The sequence below is a fragment of the Streptomyces sp. XY006 genome (genome assembly GCF_002237655.1).
Classification (GTDB): Bacteria; Actinomycetota; Actinomycetes; order Streptomycetales; family Streptomycetaceae; genus Streptomyces; species Streptomyces levis.
In genome coordinates this window covers 78,012-93,873 of record NZ_NOKT01000024.1, presented here as the reverse complement: position 1 = coordinate 93,873, position 15,862 = coordinate 78,012, and the positions used below count along the sequence as shown (strand labels likewise).

At 72.7% G+C, this 15,862-nt stretch carries 13 protein-coding genes; 6 read left to right on the top strand and 7 right to left on the bottom strand.

The features are described 5' to 3' along the window. Nucleotides 1-10 precede the first annotated feature (10 nt). Nucleotides 11-976, bottom strand: coding sequence for a metal ABC transporter solute-binding protein, Zn/Mn family (locus tag CHR28_RS26300; RefSeq protein ID WP_094056171.1), 966 nt, complete (start codon nucleotides 974-976; stop codon nucleotides 11-13). Between the two features lie 171 nt (nucleotides 977-1,147). Between CHR28_RS26300 and CHR28_RS26295 the strand changes: the two genes are divergently transcribed. The 4 genes from CHR28_RS26295 (at nucleotide 1,148) to CHR28_RS26280 (ending at nucleotide 5,288) form a co-directional block, all read left to right on the top strand. Continuing rightward, entirely contained in the window at nucleotides 1,148-2,530 is a 1,383-nt protein-coding gene (locus CHR28_RS26295; RefSeq protein ID WP_094056170.1) for a glycine--tRNA ligase, read from the top strand. A 182-nt stretch (nucleotides 2,531-2,712) separates the two neighbouring features. Continuing rightward, nucleotides 2,713-3,717: an aldo/keto reductase gene (locus CHR28_RS26290; RefSeq protein WP_094056222.1), complete on the top strand. Its 1,005-nt coding sequence runs from the start codon at nucleotides 2,713-2,715 to the stop codon at nucleotides 3,715-3,717. A gap of 25 nt (nucleotides 3,718-3,742) precedes the next feature. Next, a complete protein-coding gene (locus tag CHR28_RS26285; RefSeq protein ID WP_094056169.1) occupies nucleotides 3,743-4,330 on the top strand; it encodes a TetR family transcriptional regulator in 588 nt (195 codons plus the stop codon). A gap of 91 nt (nucleotides 4,331-4,421) precedes the next feature. After that, nucleotides 4,422-5,288, top strand: a complete 867-nt coding sequence (locus tag CHR28_RS26280; protein WP_094056168.1) for a GNAT family N-acetyltransferase — start codon at nucleotides 4,422-4,424, stop codon at nucleotides 5,286-5,288. 21 nt (nucleotides 5,289-5,309) lie between these two features. On the opposite strand, the gene CHR28_RS26275 is transcribed toward CHR28_RS26280, so the two are convergent. The 3 genes from CHR28_RS26275 to CHR28_RS26265 all read right to left on the bottom strand — a co-directional run bounded on the left by CHR28_RS26275 (nucleotide 5,310) and on the right by CHR28_RS26265 (nucleotide 7,946). Next, nucleotides 5,310-5,516 (bottom strand): hypothetical protein, encoded by a 207-nt coding sequence (locus tag CHR28_RS26275; RefSeq protein WP_094056167.1) that lies wholly within the window; start codon nucleotides 5,514-5,516, stop codon nucleotides 5,310-5,312. A 134-nt stretch (nucleotides 5,517-5,650) separates the two neighbouring features. Beyond that, nucleotides 5,651-6,448: a hypothetical protein gene (locus tag CHR28_RS26270; RefSeq protein ID WP_094056166.1), complete on the bottom strand. Its 798-nt coding sequence runs from the start codon at nucleotides 6,446-6,448 to the stop codon at nucleotides 5,651-5,653. Between the two features lie 46 nt (nucleotides 6,449-6,494). Then, entirely contained in the window at nucleotides 6,495-7,946 is a 1,452-nt protein-coding gene (locus CHR28_RS26265; protein ID WP_094056221.1) for an MFS transporter, read from the bottom strand. A 78-nt stretch (nucleotides 7,947-8,024) separates the two neighbouring features. On the opposite strand from CHR28_RS26265, the gene dusB reads away from it, so the two are divergent. Next, nucleotides 8,025-9,158 (top strand): tRNA dihydrouridine synthase DusB, encoded by a 1,134-nt coding sequence (gene dusB, locus CHR28_RS26260; protein ID WP_094056165.1) that lies wholly within the window; start codon nucleotides 8,025-8,027, stop codon nucleotides 9,156-9,158. Here dusB and CHR28_RS26255 read toward each other — a convergent pair whose 3' ends face one another. The 3 genes from CHR28_RS26255 to CHR28_RS39010 all read right to left on the bottom strand — a co-directional run bounded on the left by CHR28_RS26255 (nucleotide 9,159) and on the right by CHR28_RS39010 (nucleotide 14,441). Beyond that, nucleotides 9,159-10,940, bottom strand: coding sequence for a CDP-alcohol phosphatidyltransferase (locus CHR28_RS26255; RefSeq protein ID WP_094056164.1), 1,782 nt, complete (start codon nucleotides 10,938-10,940; stop codon nucleotides 9,159-9,161). A gap of 154 nt (nucleotides 10,941-11,094) precedes the next feature. Next, nucleotides 11,095-13,032 carry an amylo-alpha-1,6-glucosidase gene (locus CHR28_RS39015; RefSeq protein ID WP_094056163.1) on the bottom strand — a complete coding sequence of 646 codons (1,938 nt, stop codon included), beginning with the start codon at nucleotides 13,030-13,032 and terminating at the stop codon, nucleotides 11,095-11,097. After that, nucleotides 13,029-14,441: an MGH1-like glycoside hydrolase domain-containing protein gene (locus CHR28_RS39010; protein WP_094056162.1), complete on the bottom strand. Its 1,413-nt coding sequence runs from the start codon at nucleotides 14,439-14,441 to the stop codon at nucleotides 13,029-13,031. The genes CHR28_RS39015 and CHR28_RS39010 overlap by 4 nt, the downstream gene beginning before the upstream one ends. 120 nt (nucleotides 14,442-14,561) lie before the next feature. Between CHR28_RS39010 and CHR28_RS26240 the strand changes: the two genes are divergently transcribed. Continuing rightward, a complete protein-coding gene (locus CHR28_RS26240; protein ID WP_094056161.1) occupies nucleotides 14,562-15,764 on the top strand; it encodes an ROK family protein in 1,203 nt (400 codons plus the stop codon). Nucleotides 15,765-15,862 lie beyond the last annotated feature (98 nt).

Below are 15,862 nucleotides of genomic sequence, written 5' to 3'. Positions count from 1 at the left end.
GGTGGGTCGATCACTTGGCTCCCAGGGCCTTCCGCAGGGCCTTGAGGTTGGCTTCCATGACCTGGAAGTAGTCGTCGCCGCGGGACTTGTCGGTGATGCCCTCCAGCGGATCGAGGACGTCCGTCTTCAGGTTCGCGTCGCGGGCGAGGGTCTTCGCGGTCTTGTCGGAGACCAGTGTCTCGTAGAAGACGGTGGTGACGCCGTCGGCCTTGGCCTCCTCCTGGAGCTCCCTGACCCGGGCCCCGCTGGGCTCGCTCTCGGGGTCGAGGCCGGAGATGGCCTCCTGGGTGAGGCCGTAGCGCTCGGCGAGGTAGCCGAAGGCGGCGTGGTTGGTGAAGAAGACCTTGGTCCTGGTGTTCTTCAGGCCGTTCTCGAAGTCCCCGTTCAGGCCGTTCAGCTTCGCGACCAGCGCCTCGGTGTTCTTCTTGTAGTCGGCCGCGTGGTCCGGGTCGGCCTTCTCGAAGGCCTTGCCGACGCCCTCGGCGATCTCGGCGTACTTCACCGGGTCCAGCCAGACGTGCGGGTCGCGGGCGTGCTCCTCCTCCTCGGAGTGGCCCTCCTCCTCCGCGTGCCCTTCCTCGCCCTCGTGGCTGTGGCCGCCGGTGCCGTGGTCCTCGAGGGTGGTGAGCGAGGCCGCGTCGATCTTCGTCTTGATGCCGGTCTGCGCGACGGCCTCGTCGACGGCGGGCTGCAGGCCCTTGAGGAAGAGCGCCGCGTCGGCCTCCTCCAGCTGCGCCCGCTGCCGGGTGCTGATCTCCAGGTCGTGCGGTTCCTGGCCGGGTTCGGTCAGGCTGGTGACGTTCACGTGGCCGCCGCCGATCTGCTCGGCGAGGAACGCCATCGGGTAGAAGGAGGCGACGACGTCGAACTTGTCCGTGTTGCCCGTCGCCGCGCTGTCGCTGGAGCAGGCGGTCAGGGCGCCCAGGCCGAGAGCGGAGGCCAGGGCGGCGGGTATGAGGCGTCGTCGTACGTTCATGACACTCATTTTCAACAAATATGGAAACCGTTGTCAACAAACGTCCTGACCGGGGCCTTGAGGGCGCCGGAGGGGGAGCGATTTGATTGAGGGGGCGCCCCCGCCGGTAACCTGAGTCATTCGCTGGAAGCATCTCGCTTCGTCGCCCGTCGTCGTAATGAAGAGAGCACCGTGGCCGCCGACAAGATCGACACCATCGTCAGCCTGAGCAAGCGCCGTGGCTTCGTATTCCCCTGTAGTGAGATCTACGGCGGCCAGCGCGCCGCTTGGGACTACGGCCCGCTGGGTGTCGAGCTCAAGGAGAACCTCAAGCGCCAGTGGTGGCGCTACATGGTGACGTCCCGCGAGGACGTCGTGGGTATCGACTCGTCCGTGATCCTGGCCCCCGAGGTCTGGGTCGCCTCCGGCCACGTCGCCACCTTCACGGACCCGCTGACCGAGTGCACCTCCTGCCACAAGCGGTTCCGCGCGGACCACCTGGAGGAGGCCTACGAGGCCAAGCACAAGCGCCTGCCGGAGAACGGCCTGGCCGACGTCAACTGCCCCAACTGCGGCAACAAGGGCCAGTTCACCGAGCCCAAGCAGTTCTCGGGCCTGCTGTCCACGCACCTCGGCCCCACGCAGGACTCCGGCTCCGTCGCCTACCTGCGCCCCGAGACCGCGCAGGGCATCTTCACCAACTTCTCGCAGGTGCAGACCACCTCGCGCCGCAAGCCGCCGTTCGGCATCGCCCAGATGGGCAAGTCCTTCCGCAACGAGATCACGCCCGGCAACTTCATCTTCCGCACCCGCGAGTTCGAGCAGATGGAGATGGAGTTCTTCGTCAAGCCGGGCGAGGACGAGAAGTGGCAGGAGTACTGGATGGAGCAGCGCTGGAACTGGTACACCGGCCTCGGCCTGCGCGAGGAGAACATGCGGTGGTACGAGCACCCGAAGGAGAAGCTCTCCCACTACTCCAAGCGCACCGCCGACATCGAGTACCGCTTCCAGTTCGGCGGCAGTGAGTGGGGCGAGCTGGAGGGTGTGGCCAACCGCACCGACTACGACCTCGGCGCCCACGCCAAGGCCTCCGGCCAGGACCTCACCTACTTCGACCAGGAGGCCGGCGAGCGCTGGACCCCCTACGTCATCGAGCCCGCGGCCGGTGTCGGCCGCGCGATGCTGGCGTTCCTGCTGGACGCCTACGTCGAGGACGAGGCGCCCAACGCCAAGGGCAAGATGGAGAAGCGCACGGTGCTGCGCCTGGACCACCGCCTCGCCCCGGTGAAGGTCGCCGTGCTGCCGCTGTCCCGCAACCCGGAGCTGTCGCCGAAGGCCAAGGGCCTCGCCCAGGCGCTGCGGCAGCACTGGAACATCGAGTTCGACGACGCCGGCGCCATCGGTCGCCGCTACCGCCGTCAGGACGAGATCGGCACGCCGTTCTGCGTGACCGTCGACTTCGACACGCTCGAGGACAACGCGGTCACCGTCCGCGAGCGTGACTCGATGAAGCAGGAGCGCGTCTCCCTCGACCAGATCGAGGGCTACCTGGCAGCCCGCCTGATCGGCTGCTGACGCCTTCTCTTCCGCACAACGGTGCCGGGCCCCTCCCGCGAGGGGCCCGGCACCGTCGTTTTTTGCCGGCCGCCTTCCTGCCGGTCACGGCGCGGTGGCGGACAGGCGGACCGGGAGGCGGGCTGACAAGTATTGAATGACAGATATTGAAATCTGTCAGCTGTCATGTCATCGTGGAGGGCATGACGATGCGAACCCGATCCCTCGGAACCACCGGCCCCCAGGTCTCCGCCCTCGGTCTCGGCTGCATGGGCATGTCCGCCCTGTACGGCGAGGCGAACCGGGCCGAGTCCATCGCGACGATCCACGCGGCGCTCGAAGCGGGCGTCACCCTGCTCGACACCGGCGACTTCTACGGCATGGGCCACAACGAGATGCTGATCGGCGAGGCCCTGCGCGCGGCGCCCGCCGCCCGGCGTGAACAGGCCCTGGTCAGCGTGAAGTTCGGTGCCCTGCGCGGCCCGGACGGCAGCTGGTCGGGCTACGACGGCCGGCCCGCCGCCGTGAAGAACTTCGCCGCCTACTCCCTGCAGCGGCTCGGCGTCGACCACATCGACGTCTACCGCATCGCCCGGCTCGACCCCGGCGTACCGGTCGAGGAGACGGTCGGCGCGATCGCGGAGCTGGTCGAGGCGGGGTACGTACGACACATCGGCCTCAGCGAGGTCGGCGCCGCGACCATCCGCCGGGCCGCCGCCACGGCACCGATCGCGGACCTCCAGATCGAGTACTCCCTGATCTCGCGCGGTATCGAGGCCGAGATCCTGCCGGCCGTCCGCGAACTGGGCATCGGCGTCACGGCCTACGGGGTCCTCTCCCGGGGCCTGATCTCCGGCCACTTCACGGCGGACCGGCAGCTGGGCGCCGGCGACTTCCGGGCGATGTCGCCGCGCTTCCAGGGCGACAACCTCACCCACAACCTCGGCCTCGTCGAGGCGCTGCGGAAGATCGCCGAGCAGAAGGACGTCACCGTCGCGCAGATCGCCATCGCCTGGGTGCTCAGCCGCGGGGAGGACATCGTGCCGCTGGTCGGCGCCCGCCGCCGCGACCGGCTCACCGAGGCGCTGGGCGCCCTGGACGTGACGCTGGACGCGGGCGACCTCGCCGCGATCGAACAGGCCGTGCCCGACGGTGCGGCGGCAGGCGACCGCTACCCGGCGGCGCAGATGGCGCACCTCGAAGCGTGAACCGGGCTCCGGGTACGGTCAGGACATGGCACCGACCAGCGAGACCCTGACCGCCGAGCGCATCCTCGAAGCGACCGAGGAGGTGCTGCGCCGCCACGGCCCGGCCAAGGCCACCGTGGTGGACGTGGCCCGCGCGCTCGGCGTCAGCCACGGCAGCGTCTACCGGCACTTCCGGACGAAGGCGGCGCTGCGCGAGGCGGTCACCAAGCGCTGGCTGGACCGCACCTCCGGCGAGCTGTCCGGGATCGCGGCCGGTGACGGCGACCCGGCGACCCGGCTGCGCGACTGGCTGGCCGCGCTGTTCGCCGCCAAGCGCCGCAAGGCGGGCGCGGACCCGGAGCTGTTCGCCACGTACACGGTCCTCACGGGCGAGAACGGCACGGCGGTCGGCGAGCACATCGCCGACCTGACCGCCCAGTTGACCCGTATCGTCCGCGACGGCGTGGCGAGCGGCGACTTCGCCTCGGACGACCCGCAGGCCACGGCCCGCGCGGTCTTCCAGGCCACGGGCCGCTTCCACGACCCCTGTTACGCCCGGGAGTGGGAGGAGCCGGGGGCGGAGGCGGACTTCACGGCGGTCGTCGACGTGCTGCTGCGCGGCCTGCGGCCCTGAGCAAGGCGCCGCACCGGGTGCGCCCGGGTCCCGGGAGGCCCAGGATGGAAACCGAGGGGCGGGTCGCCGCGGGGGATGCGCGAAGAAGGGGATGGCGATCGTGGAACTCATACTCCGCCCGGGCACCCCGGACGACGCCGCGGAGTGCGGCCGCATCTGCTACGAGGCCTTCGCCGGGGTCGCCGCGGAGCACGCCTTCCCGCCGGGCATCCCGAGCCCCGAGACCGGTGCCGCGCTGATCGAGGGCGCCCTGACGCACCCGGGGTTCTACGGTGTCGTCGCCGAGCTCGACGGGCGGATCGTCGGCAGCAACTTCCTCGACGAGCGCTCGGCCGTCGTCGGGGTCGGGCCGGTCACCGTCGACCCGGCCGTGCAGAACGCGGGCGTGGGCCGCCGCCTGATGCGCGACGTGCTGGAGCGGGCCGCCGAGCGCGGGGCACCGGGCGTCCGCCTGCTGCAGAGCGGCTACCACAACCGGTCGTTCTCCCTGTATGTCAGCCTCGGCTTCGTCCACCGCGCCACCGTCGCCTGTGTGCAGGGACCGCCGCTCGAGCGCGCGCTGCCCGGGTACACGGTGCGGGAGGCCACGGACGCGGACCTGGGCGTCTGCAACGACCTGTGCCGGCAGGTCCACGGCGTCGACCGCGGCGGCGAGGTCGCCGACGCGCTGAAACAGGGCACGGCCCGGGTCGTGGAGCGCGCGGGACGCGTCACCGGATACGCCACCGACCTGGCGTTCTTCGCGCACGCCGTGGGCGAGACCACCCCGGACCTCCAGGCACTGATCGCGGCGGCCCCGCAGTTCGGCGGCCCGGGCATCCTCGTCCCCGTGAGCGACGCGGTGCTGCTGCGGTGGTGCCTGTCCCACGGTCTCAAGGTCGTGCAGCTGATGAGCCTGATGACCGTCGGCCTCTACAACCGGCCGGACGGGGCCTACCTGCCCTCGATCCTCTACTAGGACCGCTCCCGCCCCGTCCGCTCACGCCGCCGTCGGGTCCACCGTCGCCTGGTGGGCCTGGGCCAGGTGCTCCTGCGCCTTCAGCCAGGGCAGGAACTGGGCGCCTCGGCGCCAGCCGCAGGTGTCGCATCTGATCGTGCGCTGCACGCCCGTGCGCAGCACCTGCACCACGTGCTCGCGCCCGTGCAGGTCCCAGCGGCTGACCTTGCTCGTGTCGATGTGTGCCATGACGCCTCCCGCGTCCAGGAATCCGGCCCGTCCGGTCGGCCCGCAGCAAGGAGTGTGCAGCAAGACCAACATCAACAGGGTTTCCCCGGGGGCGGATTGTCAGACCGCGCGGCCGCGATCACGTGACGCGGCCCTCAGACCCTCGCGCGGTAGGGCATGAACCAGTGGGTGTCGAACCAGCGGGCCATGGTGAAGCGGTGCCGCGGGTCGGTGAGGATGCGGCAGACGAACTCCGCGCTGCCGCAGGCGAAGAGCACGTCCTCGTCGTCGAAGGACCGGACGACCACGGGCCAGCGGTCCGGGTCGTCGCCGTCGGTCCGCCAGCAGTACTGGTCCTCGTGCTCGGTGCCCGCCCAGACGAGCAGGCCGTCCTCGCTCAGATGCGTCCACGGCTCCTGGTACAGGTCCAGATAGGCGTCGAAGGCCGCCGCGCCGAACGTCTCGACCATGCGCCGGTAGTCGCCCGGCAGCGGGGTGCCCAGGCGGGCCGCGGTCTGCGCCCAGTCCGCCTCCGGCCGCCGGCCGGTCCGCGTCCAGCCGGTGATCCGCTCCAGCCGCTCCACCCAGTCGACGCCCTCGCCCGGGCCGGCCGCCGGCGGCTCGGGCACCTCGCGCCGGGCGACGGCCGGCACCGGCCGCACGACCCCCTCACCGTCACGCGCCGTCCCCGCACCGACCCACTGCCCCCCGTACGCCCACACCCTGAGCGTCACGGCCCGGTCCCCGAAGGGCAGGAGGAGGTCCGAGCAGCCGGACTCGCCGGCCGCAGGATCGGCGACGCCGTCGAGCACGAGCGTGCGCGGTGCCCCGTAGCGGTCCCCGAGCAGCTCGGTCAGCTCCTGCGGGTCGGTGTCACCGGGCGGGTGGAGACAGCCGTCCTCCGGGCCGATGCGGTCCAGCAGGTCGCCGACGGTCGCCTGTGTGAGCTCCATGGCGCTCAGTGAAGCGCATCGCACCGACCATCCGGCCCGCCCGCGGTCAGGCGCGCTCCGCGGCCACCGCCACGTCCCGCACCTCCGGCGACGCCAGCCTCGCGGCCGTGCGCTCGGCGGTCGCGCGGGCCCACCGGCCACTGGTCACGGCCCCGAGCGCCAGCACCGCGAGCCCGCACGCGACGAGGATCCACCACCCCGGCCGCGCGGCGGAGACGAACGCCTCCCGGTACGAGGACGCGCCCACGCCCGAGGCGAGCACCGCCCCGACCACCGCGACGCCCAGCGTCTGCCCGAGCTGCCGGCTCGTCGAGGCGACCGCCGCCGCCACGCCCGCCTGGGCCCGCGGCATGCCGGAGACCGCCGTGTTGGTGATGGGTGCGTTGACGAAGCCGAAGCCGACACCGAACAGGACGTAGCCGAGGAAGAGGGTGACGTTCGACGTCTCCGCCTCGAACGCGGCGAAGAGGACGGCGCTCGCCGTCATCGCCAGGCCCGCGATCACCAGGGACAGCCGGGGGCCCCGCGTGCCGACCAGGCGGCCGGACAGCGGCGCGCACAGGAACGTGGGCACCGCCATGGGCAGCATCCACAGACCCGCCTCCAGGGCGGTCAGCCCCCGTACGTTCTGCAGGTACAGGGTCGACAGGAACAGGAATCCGCCGAGCGCCGCGAACGCGCTGACGGCTATGGCCGTCGCGCCGCTGAACGGAGCCGAGCGGAAGAAGCGCAGGTCGATCAGGGGCTCGGCGCGGCGCGGCTCGTACCGGAGCAGGGCGGCGAGGGCCGCCAGGGCCAGCACCAGCAGCGGGGCCGGCGACGCGGGGGGCGTGCTCGGCGCCTCGATGATCGCGTACGTCAGCGAACCGAACAGCGTGATCACCAGCACCTGCCCGACCGGGTCCGGGCGACGGGCCCGGGGCGCGCGGGACTCGGGGACGAAGCGCAGGGTGAGCAGCAGGGCCGCCAGGCCCACCGGCAGGTTGATCCAGAAGATGGAGCGCCAGCCGACCGACTCCACCAACAGGCCCCCGACCAGCGGGCCGGCGGCCATGGAGATGCCGACGACCGCGCCCCACGCGCCGATCGCCCGGGCCCGCTCGCGCGGGTCGGTGAAGGTGTTGGTGATGATCGACATGGCGACCGGGTTCAGCATGGAGCCGCCCACCGCCTGGACCATCCGGAAGGCGATCAGGGCGTCGAGGTCCGGCGCGAGGGAGCACAGCACCGAGCCGAGCGTGAAGACGACCAGGCCCGCCATGAAGACGCGCTTGCGGCCGATCCGGTCGGCGGTGGAGCCCGCGAGCATCAGCAGCGAGGCCAGGACCAGCGTGTAGGCGTCGATCGTCCACTGCAGGCCCGAGGTACTGGCGTGCAGGTCCTGTTGCATGGCGGGCAGGGCCACGTTCAGGACCGTGTTGTCCAGGCTCACGATCAGCAGGCTCATGCAGCAGATCGCGAGCACGAGCACGCGGCGGCGGGGACTGAGCTCGGGCATGCGGTCCATCGTACGCCGATTTCGATAGTGTGCCTAACTAATGAATTTTGCCATTCCATTGCACGGCACAATGGAGGCATGTCCACGCCCCTGCAGATCGGCCCGCACACCGTCCAGCCGCCCGTCGTCCTGGCCCCCATGGCCGGGATCACCAACGCGCCCTTCCGCACCCTGTGCCGGGAGTTCAGCGGCGGCAAGGGGCTGTTCGTCAGCGAGATGATCACCACCAGGGCGCTGGTCGAGCGCAACGAGAAGACCATGCAGCTCATCCACTTCGACGCCAGTGAGCGGCCCCGGTCGATCCAGCTCTACGGCGTGGACCCGGTCACCGTCGGCAAGGCCGTCCGCATGATCGCGGAGGAGGACCTGGCCGACCACATCGACCTGAACTTCGGCTGCCCGGTGCCGAAGGTCACCCGCAAGGGCGGCGGCTCGGCGCTGCCGTACAAGCGGAACCTGCTGCGGGCGATCCTGCGCGAGGCCGTCAGCGGCGCGGGCGAGCTGCCCGTGACGATGAAGATGCGCAAGGGCATCGACGACGACCACATCACCTACCTCGACGCCGGCCGGATCGCCGTCGAGGAGGGCGTCACCGCCATCGCGCTGCACGGCCGCACCGCCGCCCAGCACTACGGCGGCACCGCCGACTGGGACGCCATCGCCCGGCTCAAGGAGCACGTCCCGGAGATCCCGGTCCTCGGCAACGGCGACATCTGGTCGGCCGGGGACGCCCTGCGGATGGTGCGCGAGACCGGCTGCGACGGAGTCGTGGTCGGGCGCGGCTGCCTGGGGCGGCCGTGGCTCTTCGCCGACCTGGTCGCCGCCTTCGAGGGCCGCACCGACGACATCGCCCGCCCCGCCCTGCGCGAGGTGGCCGACGTCATGGTCCGGCACGCCACCCTGCTCGGGGAGTGGATCGGCGACGAGTCCCGGGGCGTGATCGACTTCCGCAAGCACGTCGCCTGGTACCTCAAGGGCTTCGCGGTCGGCTCCGAGATGCGCAAGCGTCTCGCGATCACCTCGTCCCTGGAGGAGCTGCGCTCCGGCCTGGACGAGCTGGACCTCGACCAGCCCTGGCCCGCCGGCGCCGACGGACCCCGCGGCCGCACCTCCGGCAACAACCGGGTGGTGCTGCCGGACGGCTGGCTCAAGGACCCCTACGACTGCGCCGGCGTCGGCGAGGACGCCGAACTCGACACCTCCGGCGGCTGATCAGCCCTTCGAGGGGTGCGGTGTCGAGCCGTAGGCCTTCAGGAAGCGGTCGCGGAAGGAGTCCATGCGCCACACCGGCGCGTCGGCCGCGGGCTTGAGGCCCTCCGTCCAGTTCCAGCCGTCGATCTTCTCCAGGACCTTCGGGTCCTTGGCGACCAGGGACACCGGCACGTCCCGCGAGGCGCGGTCGCCGCTGACCCGGGCGATGGGCTGGTGGTCGCCGAGGAAGACCAGGACGGTGTCGTCGGTGCCGTAGCGCTCCAGCCACTGGGTGAGGCTGGTGACCGAGTACTGGATGGACTTCCCGTACTCCTCGCGGGACCTGGTGGTGTCGGTGAGGACGTCCGAGGCCTTGTTGCCGGCCTTCTGGATCGCGTCGAAGACGGAGCCGTCGCCGAGTTCGTCCCAGCCGACCATCCTCGGAATCGGTGCCCAGGGCTGGTGACTGGAGGTCAGGATGACGAACGACATCAGCGGCTTGTCCCGCTTCCTGCCGTGCACCCGGCGCTGGAACGCCTCCAGCGCGTACTGGTCCGGCATCGTCGACCAGCTGAACTTCGGGCCGCGGTAGCCCAGGTCGAAGGCGTCGTAGAGCCGGTCGAGGCCGTACCACTCCTCCTCCGGCCAGCCCTTCTGTACCCCCGGCATCACACCGACCGTGTCCCACGCGCCCGTCTTCCGGAACGCCTTGGTGAGGGTCAGATGCTCGCCCGCGGTCACGGTGCGGTAGCGCCGCTGGTTGTCGATCCACAGTCCGGACATGGCCGTGGAGTGGCCGAGCCAGCTGCTGCCGCCGAAGGTCGCCGAGGTCAGCCAGCCGCTGCGGGCGTGGAAGCCGGCCTCGGCCAGGGCCTCGGTGCTCGTGTCGAGGGTCCGCCCGACGCCGGGAGCCATGACCGGGTCCTCGATGGCGCTGCGGCCGTAGCTCTCGATGAACGTGAAGATCACGTCCTTGCCGCGCAGGTCGGGCAGGAGCTGACCGGGCGGGGTGGCGCCGAAGCTGTCCGCCTTCGCCTGCCGCGCGAACGCCGCCTCGTCGCGCAGCGAGTCCACCGTGCGCTGGGCGTGCGCGCGCAGCGCACCGGCCGCCCGCTCGGAGGCGATCGGACCGCCGAACAGCGTGAGTCCGAGGGCGGAGCAGGTGACCCAGACGGTCCCGGCGGCCAGCGCCCCCCGGGTCGCCCGGGCCCGGTGGCGGGCCAGCGTCTCCGCGAGCCGGACCGTGGCAGCCACCAGGACGGCGGCGAGCAGCAGGATCAGGACGACCGCGCCGACGGCGGCCGCCGTCGCGACCGCTGCGCCCAGCGTGTCCGCCACGTACGCCTGGGCGTCCGGCAGCAGGTCCCAGTCCAGCGCGGCGTTGAAGCCCCGGCCCAGGTATTCGTTGAAGCCCATGTCGAGCAGGTTCACGGCGGTCAGCACGGTGAGGCCGAGTCCGTAGAGCACGGCCGCGGCCAGCCGGGGCCGGCGGGGCAGTGCCAGCGCGACGACGACCCCGGCGACCGCCTCCGCCGGGACCCGGGTGAAGCTGCCCGGTGCGAGGGCGGGGAGCGTGTTGGGCAGGAGCAGGGCACCGAGGACCAGCGCGGACGCGAGGGCGGTGGTGGTGCGGCGCAGGGCGCGGGCGGCCCGGGGGTGACGGGTGCGCCAGGCCCGCAGGTGCGCGAGCCGGGACACGGGGGCGGATGCCCCCGCCTCCTGTGCCGCCTCCGGCTCCGTCGCGGGCCCGGCCTCCGGACCGCCCGACGGCGACGACTGGCTCAGGCGTGTGAAGACAGGCACCCGGAGGTCCTTCCCGTACGAAACCCGGCGAAGTGGCGGACCCGCGTGGGGGGACGGGTCCGCCTCCGTTCCGTACGGGGCGCCCGGCGGGTGTGTTCAGCCCGCCGGGCCGACGCTCGGCAAACACCCGGCAAACGAACGCCCAACCGGCCCCTCAGGCGCCGCCGACCGCCGTGAGCAGCGCCAAGGGGGCGGACGCGGACCGGGATTCGCGCACACAGGCGTGCGGGTACGGCACCGGCTCCGGGTGGGTGTCGCGCCCGTACCCGGCGAGCACCTCCGGCAGCCGGTGCCCGGTCACGGCCGCCGCGTCGACCAGGCCGTGGGCGACCGCGCGGGCCTCGTCGTGCAGTCCGTAGCGGGCCAGGCCCAGGGCGATCAGCGCGTTGTCGTGCGGCCAGACGGAACCGCGGTGGTAGGACAGCGGGTGGTACGCCGCCTGCCCGGCGGCCAGGGTGCGCACGCCCCAGCCGGAGAAGAAGTCCGGCTCCAGCAGGCGCCGCCCGACCTGTTCGCCGTACTCCTTGTCCAGCAGGCCCGACCACAGCAGGTGCCCGGCGTCGGAGGCGAGCGCGTCCACCCGGTCGCCGCGGCCGTCCAGCGCGAGGGCCGGGAAGGACCGCTCCGGCATCCAGAAGTCCCGCTGGAACCGGTCGCGCAGATCACCGGCCGCCTGTTCCAGCAGGTCCGCGTACGTCCCGTCCTGCCACACCGTGCGCGCGAGCCACGCCGTGCGGCGCAGCGCGTCGTAGGCGTAGCCCTGGGCGCCCGCCGCCGTGACGGGGCCGTGCGGGCGGGTGCCGTCGGCGGAGCAGATGGCGCCGGGGGAGTCCTTCCAGTTCTGGTTGGCGAGGCCGCCCCGGTCGGCGCGGTAGACCAGGTAACCGCGCGAGGTGAGGCCGCCGTGGTCGAGCATCCAGCCGACGGCGGCGCGGGCGTGGGGTTCGAGGCGGCGGGCCAGGGCCGTCTCACCGGTGTGCTCGGTGTACGCGCCGAGCAGCACGAGGAACAGCGGGGTGGCGTCGACCGAGCCGTAGTAGCGGCGGTAGGGGACCTGGCCGAAGTGGGCGAGCTCGCCGTGCCGCACCTCGTGCACGATCTTCCCCGGCTGGGCGACCTCGTCGGCGCCGGTCCGGGTGGCCTGGGTCGCGGCGAGCGCGGGCAGCGTCGCGGCGGCCAGACCCGGCCGGTAGGGCAGGGCGAACAGCGAGGTCAGCAGGGCGTCCCGGCCCAGCAGGGTGAGGAACCAGGGGGCGCCGGCGGCCGGGACGCGCAGTTCCTCGCCGTCCGGGCCGGTCGCCGGGACCTGCAGCGCGGCCAGGTCCGCCAGGCCCCGCGCGCAGGCCGCGGCCAGCTCGGGCCAGCCGCTGGGGAACGCCACGCCCTCCATGAACGCGCCCTCCCGCGCGATGAGGTGCTCCTGGACTGCGGCGGGGGAGCGGGGCACGCGCAGGGCGCGCTGGTCGCCGTGCGGGCGGGCGATGACCCGCAGGACCAGCTCGGCGGTGCCGTGCGGGGCGAGGTCCACCGTCCACACCAGGCGGCGGGCGCCGGTGCCGGTCTCCTCCACGGCGTCCGGCCGGGGCTCGGCCGTCACGCTCGTCACCGAGCGCCACTCGCCGCGCCGGTAGACGAACTCCACGCCGTGGTCGAGGACCTGACGGGAGCGGACGGCTCCGGCCTTCGTGTAGGTGCGGTGGTCGGAGCGCAGCTCGAACTGGTCGGCGAAGTCGGCGTCGGCCGTGACCGCGAGGCGGACCGTCGTCGGCACCGGCCGGTTGCTGGTGACGCGCAGCGACTCCACGAACGAGGCGTCCCCGACGGCCTGTTCGCGAAAGAGCGTGCAGGCGGGCGGTTCGTTGCGGCCGCCGCGCGGCACGAGGACGCAGCGCGCGGTGTCCCCGTCGGCCACCGGCGTCAGCGTCTCCGGCACGGCGCCGTCGACGGTGAGCTGCCAGCGGCTCAGGTGCCGCGCGTCCCGTACGAACATGCCGTCCGGGGCGCTGCCGCCCCGGTAGCCGCTGATGTCGCCGCGATCGCCCACGGCGGCGAACGTCTGGCCGTGCACGAGCAGATGATGCCGGTCCGTCATCCCCGGTCCCCTCCCTTGATCGCCGTGAGGCCGTTCCGGTCCCCTGAGGGACGGTCGTGCAGCAGGTCGAGCGCGAGCGCGGCGGTCCAGCCGAAGCCGGTGGTGCCGCAGGCCTGTGCCGTGTACGGGTCGACGTACTCCGCGAAGCCGGAGGCGCCGGCGGTGTGCAGGATGCCCTTGCGCAGGGCGTCGGCCCGGCCGCGCTCGCCGTGCAGCCGCAGGCCGCGCTCCAGCAGCCAGTTGGTGTTGAACCAGGCCGGGCCGCGCCAGTAGCGGTGCGCGTCGAAGGCCTCGCCCAGCAGGTCGTAGCTCGGGACCAGGCGGGTCGTGCCGCCGAGGCCGAAGTGGGGGCCGCAGACCGTGCGGACCAGGGTGGCCGCGAGGTCGCGCGGCAGGCCGGGCAGCAGCAGCGGGATCAGTCCGGAGACGCCGCGCTCGGGGATCGGCTCCCCGGCGCGCACGTCCCGGCACAGGAACATCCCGGCGGCCGGGTCCCACAGCCGCTCCACCAGCGCCGCCGTCAGCCGCTCGGCCCGGGCCGCGCGCTCCCGGCCGGATGCGCCCAGCTCGCCGGCGATCCGGGCCAGGGCGTGCTCGGAGGCGATGAGCAGCGCGTTGAAGGCGGGGTCCTCCACGGCGAACTCGCCCTGCCCGTCGGTGTATCCGCCGTCCCGGTAGTCCGCCGCCAGCCGCACGTAGCGCCCGTAGTCCAGGTCCGTCGGCCGGTCCTCGGGCGCGCCGTGGTCGAGGTCGGCGCGGCGGAAGGAACGGGCCGGGGCGGGAGTGACCCGGGACAGCGGGCGGTCCCAGCAGGGGCTGTTGTCCATACCCTGTTCCCAGGGGTGCACGACGGAGACCAGGCCGCCTCCGCCCAGGTCGCGCCGGGCCACCAGGTACCGGTGCCAGGCGGCGAGCCGGGGGTAGGCCCGGCGCAGGAAGCCGCGCGCCCGCGACAGGCCCGGGTCGGCGAGGTGCACCAGCCACACCGCGAGCGCGTGGACCGGTGGCTGCACGATCCCGGAGGTCTGTACGGTGCGCGGGGCGCCCGCGGCGCGCCCCGCGGCCGACGAGCGCCAGAAGTCGGGGCTCGGGAAGTACGCGTCGAGCGGGACGGAGGGGTTGAAGACGATGTGCGGGATCCGCCCGTCCCCCCACTGCGCCGCGAGCAGCGTCTCCAGCTCCGTCTGGGCCCGTAACGGCGACAGGTGCCGCAGGCCGATCGCGATGAACGCCGAGTCCCACGACCACTGGTGCGGATACAGGCCGCGGGAGGGCACGGTGGACCGGCCCGTCCAGTTGCCCTCCAGCACCTGCGCGGCCCTGACCTGCAAAGAGGGCGGCGCGGCGGCCGGATCGTATGCGATCTCGCGCCCCGCGGGGCGCGTGGTGAGCTGGGCGATGCGATCCACTCGGGGCTCTCCCAAAGACGTACTCCTGCCAGGATCGGCAGGGGCTACCGTAGGGTTACGTCTATTTAACACGCAAAACCTAATATGTAATGCAGGGTTGGGAAACACAAGGGGGTGCGCATGACGGGACGCGTTCAGGCCAGCGCCGGGGATCTGCTCGAACTGGTGCGCAGTCGTCGCGCCACGACCCGGGGAGCGCTGCAGCAGGCGACCGGACTGTCCCGGGCGACCGTGGGACAGCGGCTGGACCGGCTCTTCCGCGCGGGCTGGCTGCGCGAGGGGGCCGGGGGGCCGGTGGACTCCCCGCTGGGCGGACGGCCCTCCATCACGCTGGAGTTCGACGACGAGCACGCGGTGGTGCTGGCCGCCGACCTCGACACCCGGCACGCCCGGGCGGCCGTGCTGTCGCTGAGCGGCGAGATCCTCGCCGAGCACTCCGGCACCCTCGTCGTCGAGGACGGCCCGGACGTGGTGCTCGGCGAACTGGGCCGCTGGTTCGCCGAGTTGCTGGAGAAGGCCGGGCAGCAGGCCCAGGCGGTGTGCGGGGTCGGACTCGCGGTGCCCGGGCCGGTCGACAGCGAGACCGGCCGCGTCGTGCAGCCGCCGATCATGCCCGGCTGGGACGGCTACGACATAACGGCCCGCATGGCGCGCGCCCTCACCGAGCACACGGGCGCGGGCCCGGTGCCGGTCCTGGTGGACAACGACGCCAACCTCATGGCCTACGGCGAGCAGCGCACCGGCTATCCCGACTGCTCCGCCTTCGTACTGGTCAAGGTCTCCACCGGCATCGGCGCCGGGGTCGTGGTCGACGGCGCGGTGTTCCGGGGCGTCGACGGCGGAGCCGGGGACATCGGGCACATCCGGGTGCCCGAGGGCGCCCAGGCGCTGTGCCGCTGCGGCTCCTACGGCTGTCTGGCCGCCGTCGCGAGCGGCGGCGCGGTCGCGCGGCGGCTCGCGGAGGCGGGGGTGCCGGCCGCGTCCGGCTCGGACGTACGGGACCTGCTGGCCTCGGGGCACCCCGAGGCGGTCGGACTCGCCCGGGAGGCCGGGCGCCGCGTCGGGGACGTCCTCGCGACCGTCGTGACCCTGCTCAACCCCGGCGTGCTGATGATCGCCGGAGATCTGGCCGGAACCGCCTTCCTCACGGGCGTGCGCGAACTGCTCTACCAGCGGGCGCTGCCCCGCTCCACCGCCCACCTCGACGTCGTCACGGCACGGCTGGGCGAGCGGGCCGGGCTGGTGGGAGCCGGTGCGATGGTCGTGGAGCACCTCTACGCGCCCGAGCGGGCCGAGGAGCGGCTGCGCGCGCTCGGCGTGTGACGAGCGCGTTTCGGGCCGAAGACGCGTCCGCATGGTGAAATCCCGTCGGCTGTGGCAGCGTGATTCTCGCCACCCTTGATAAGGGTTGCGCTCAGATG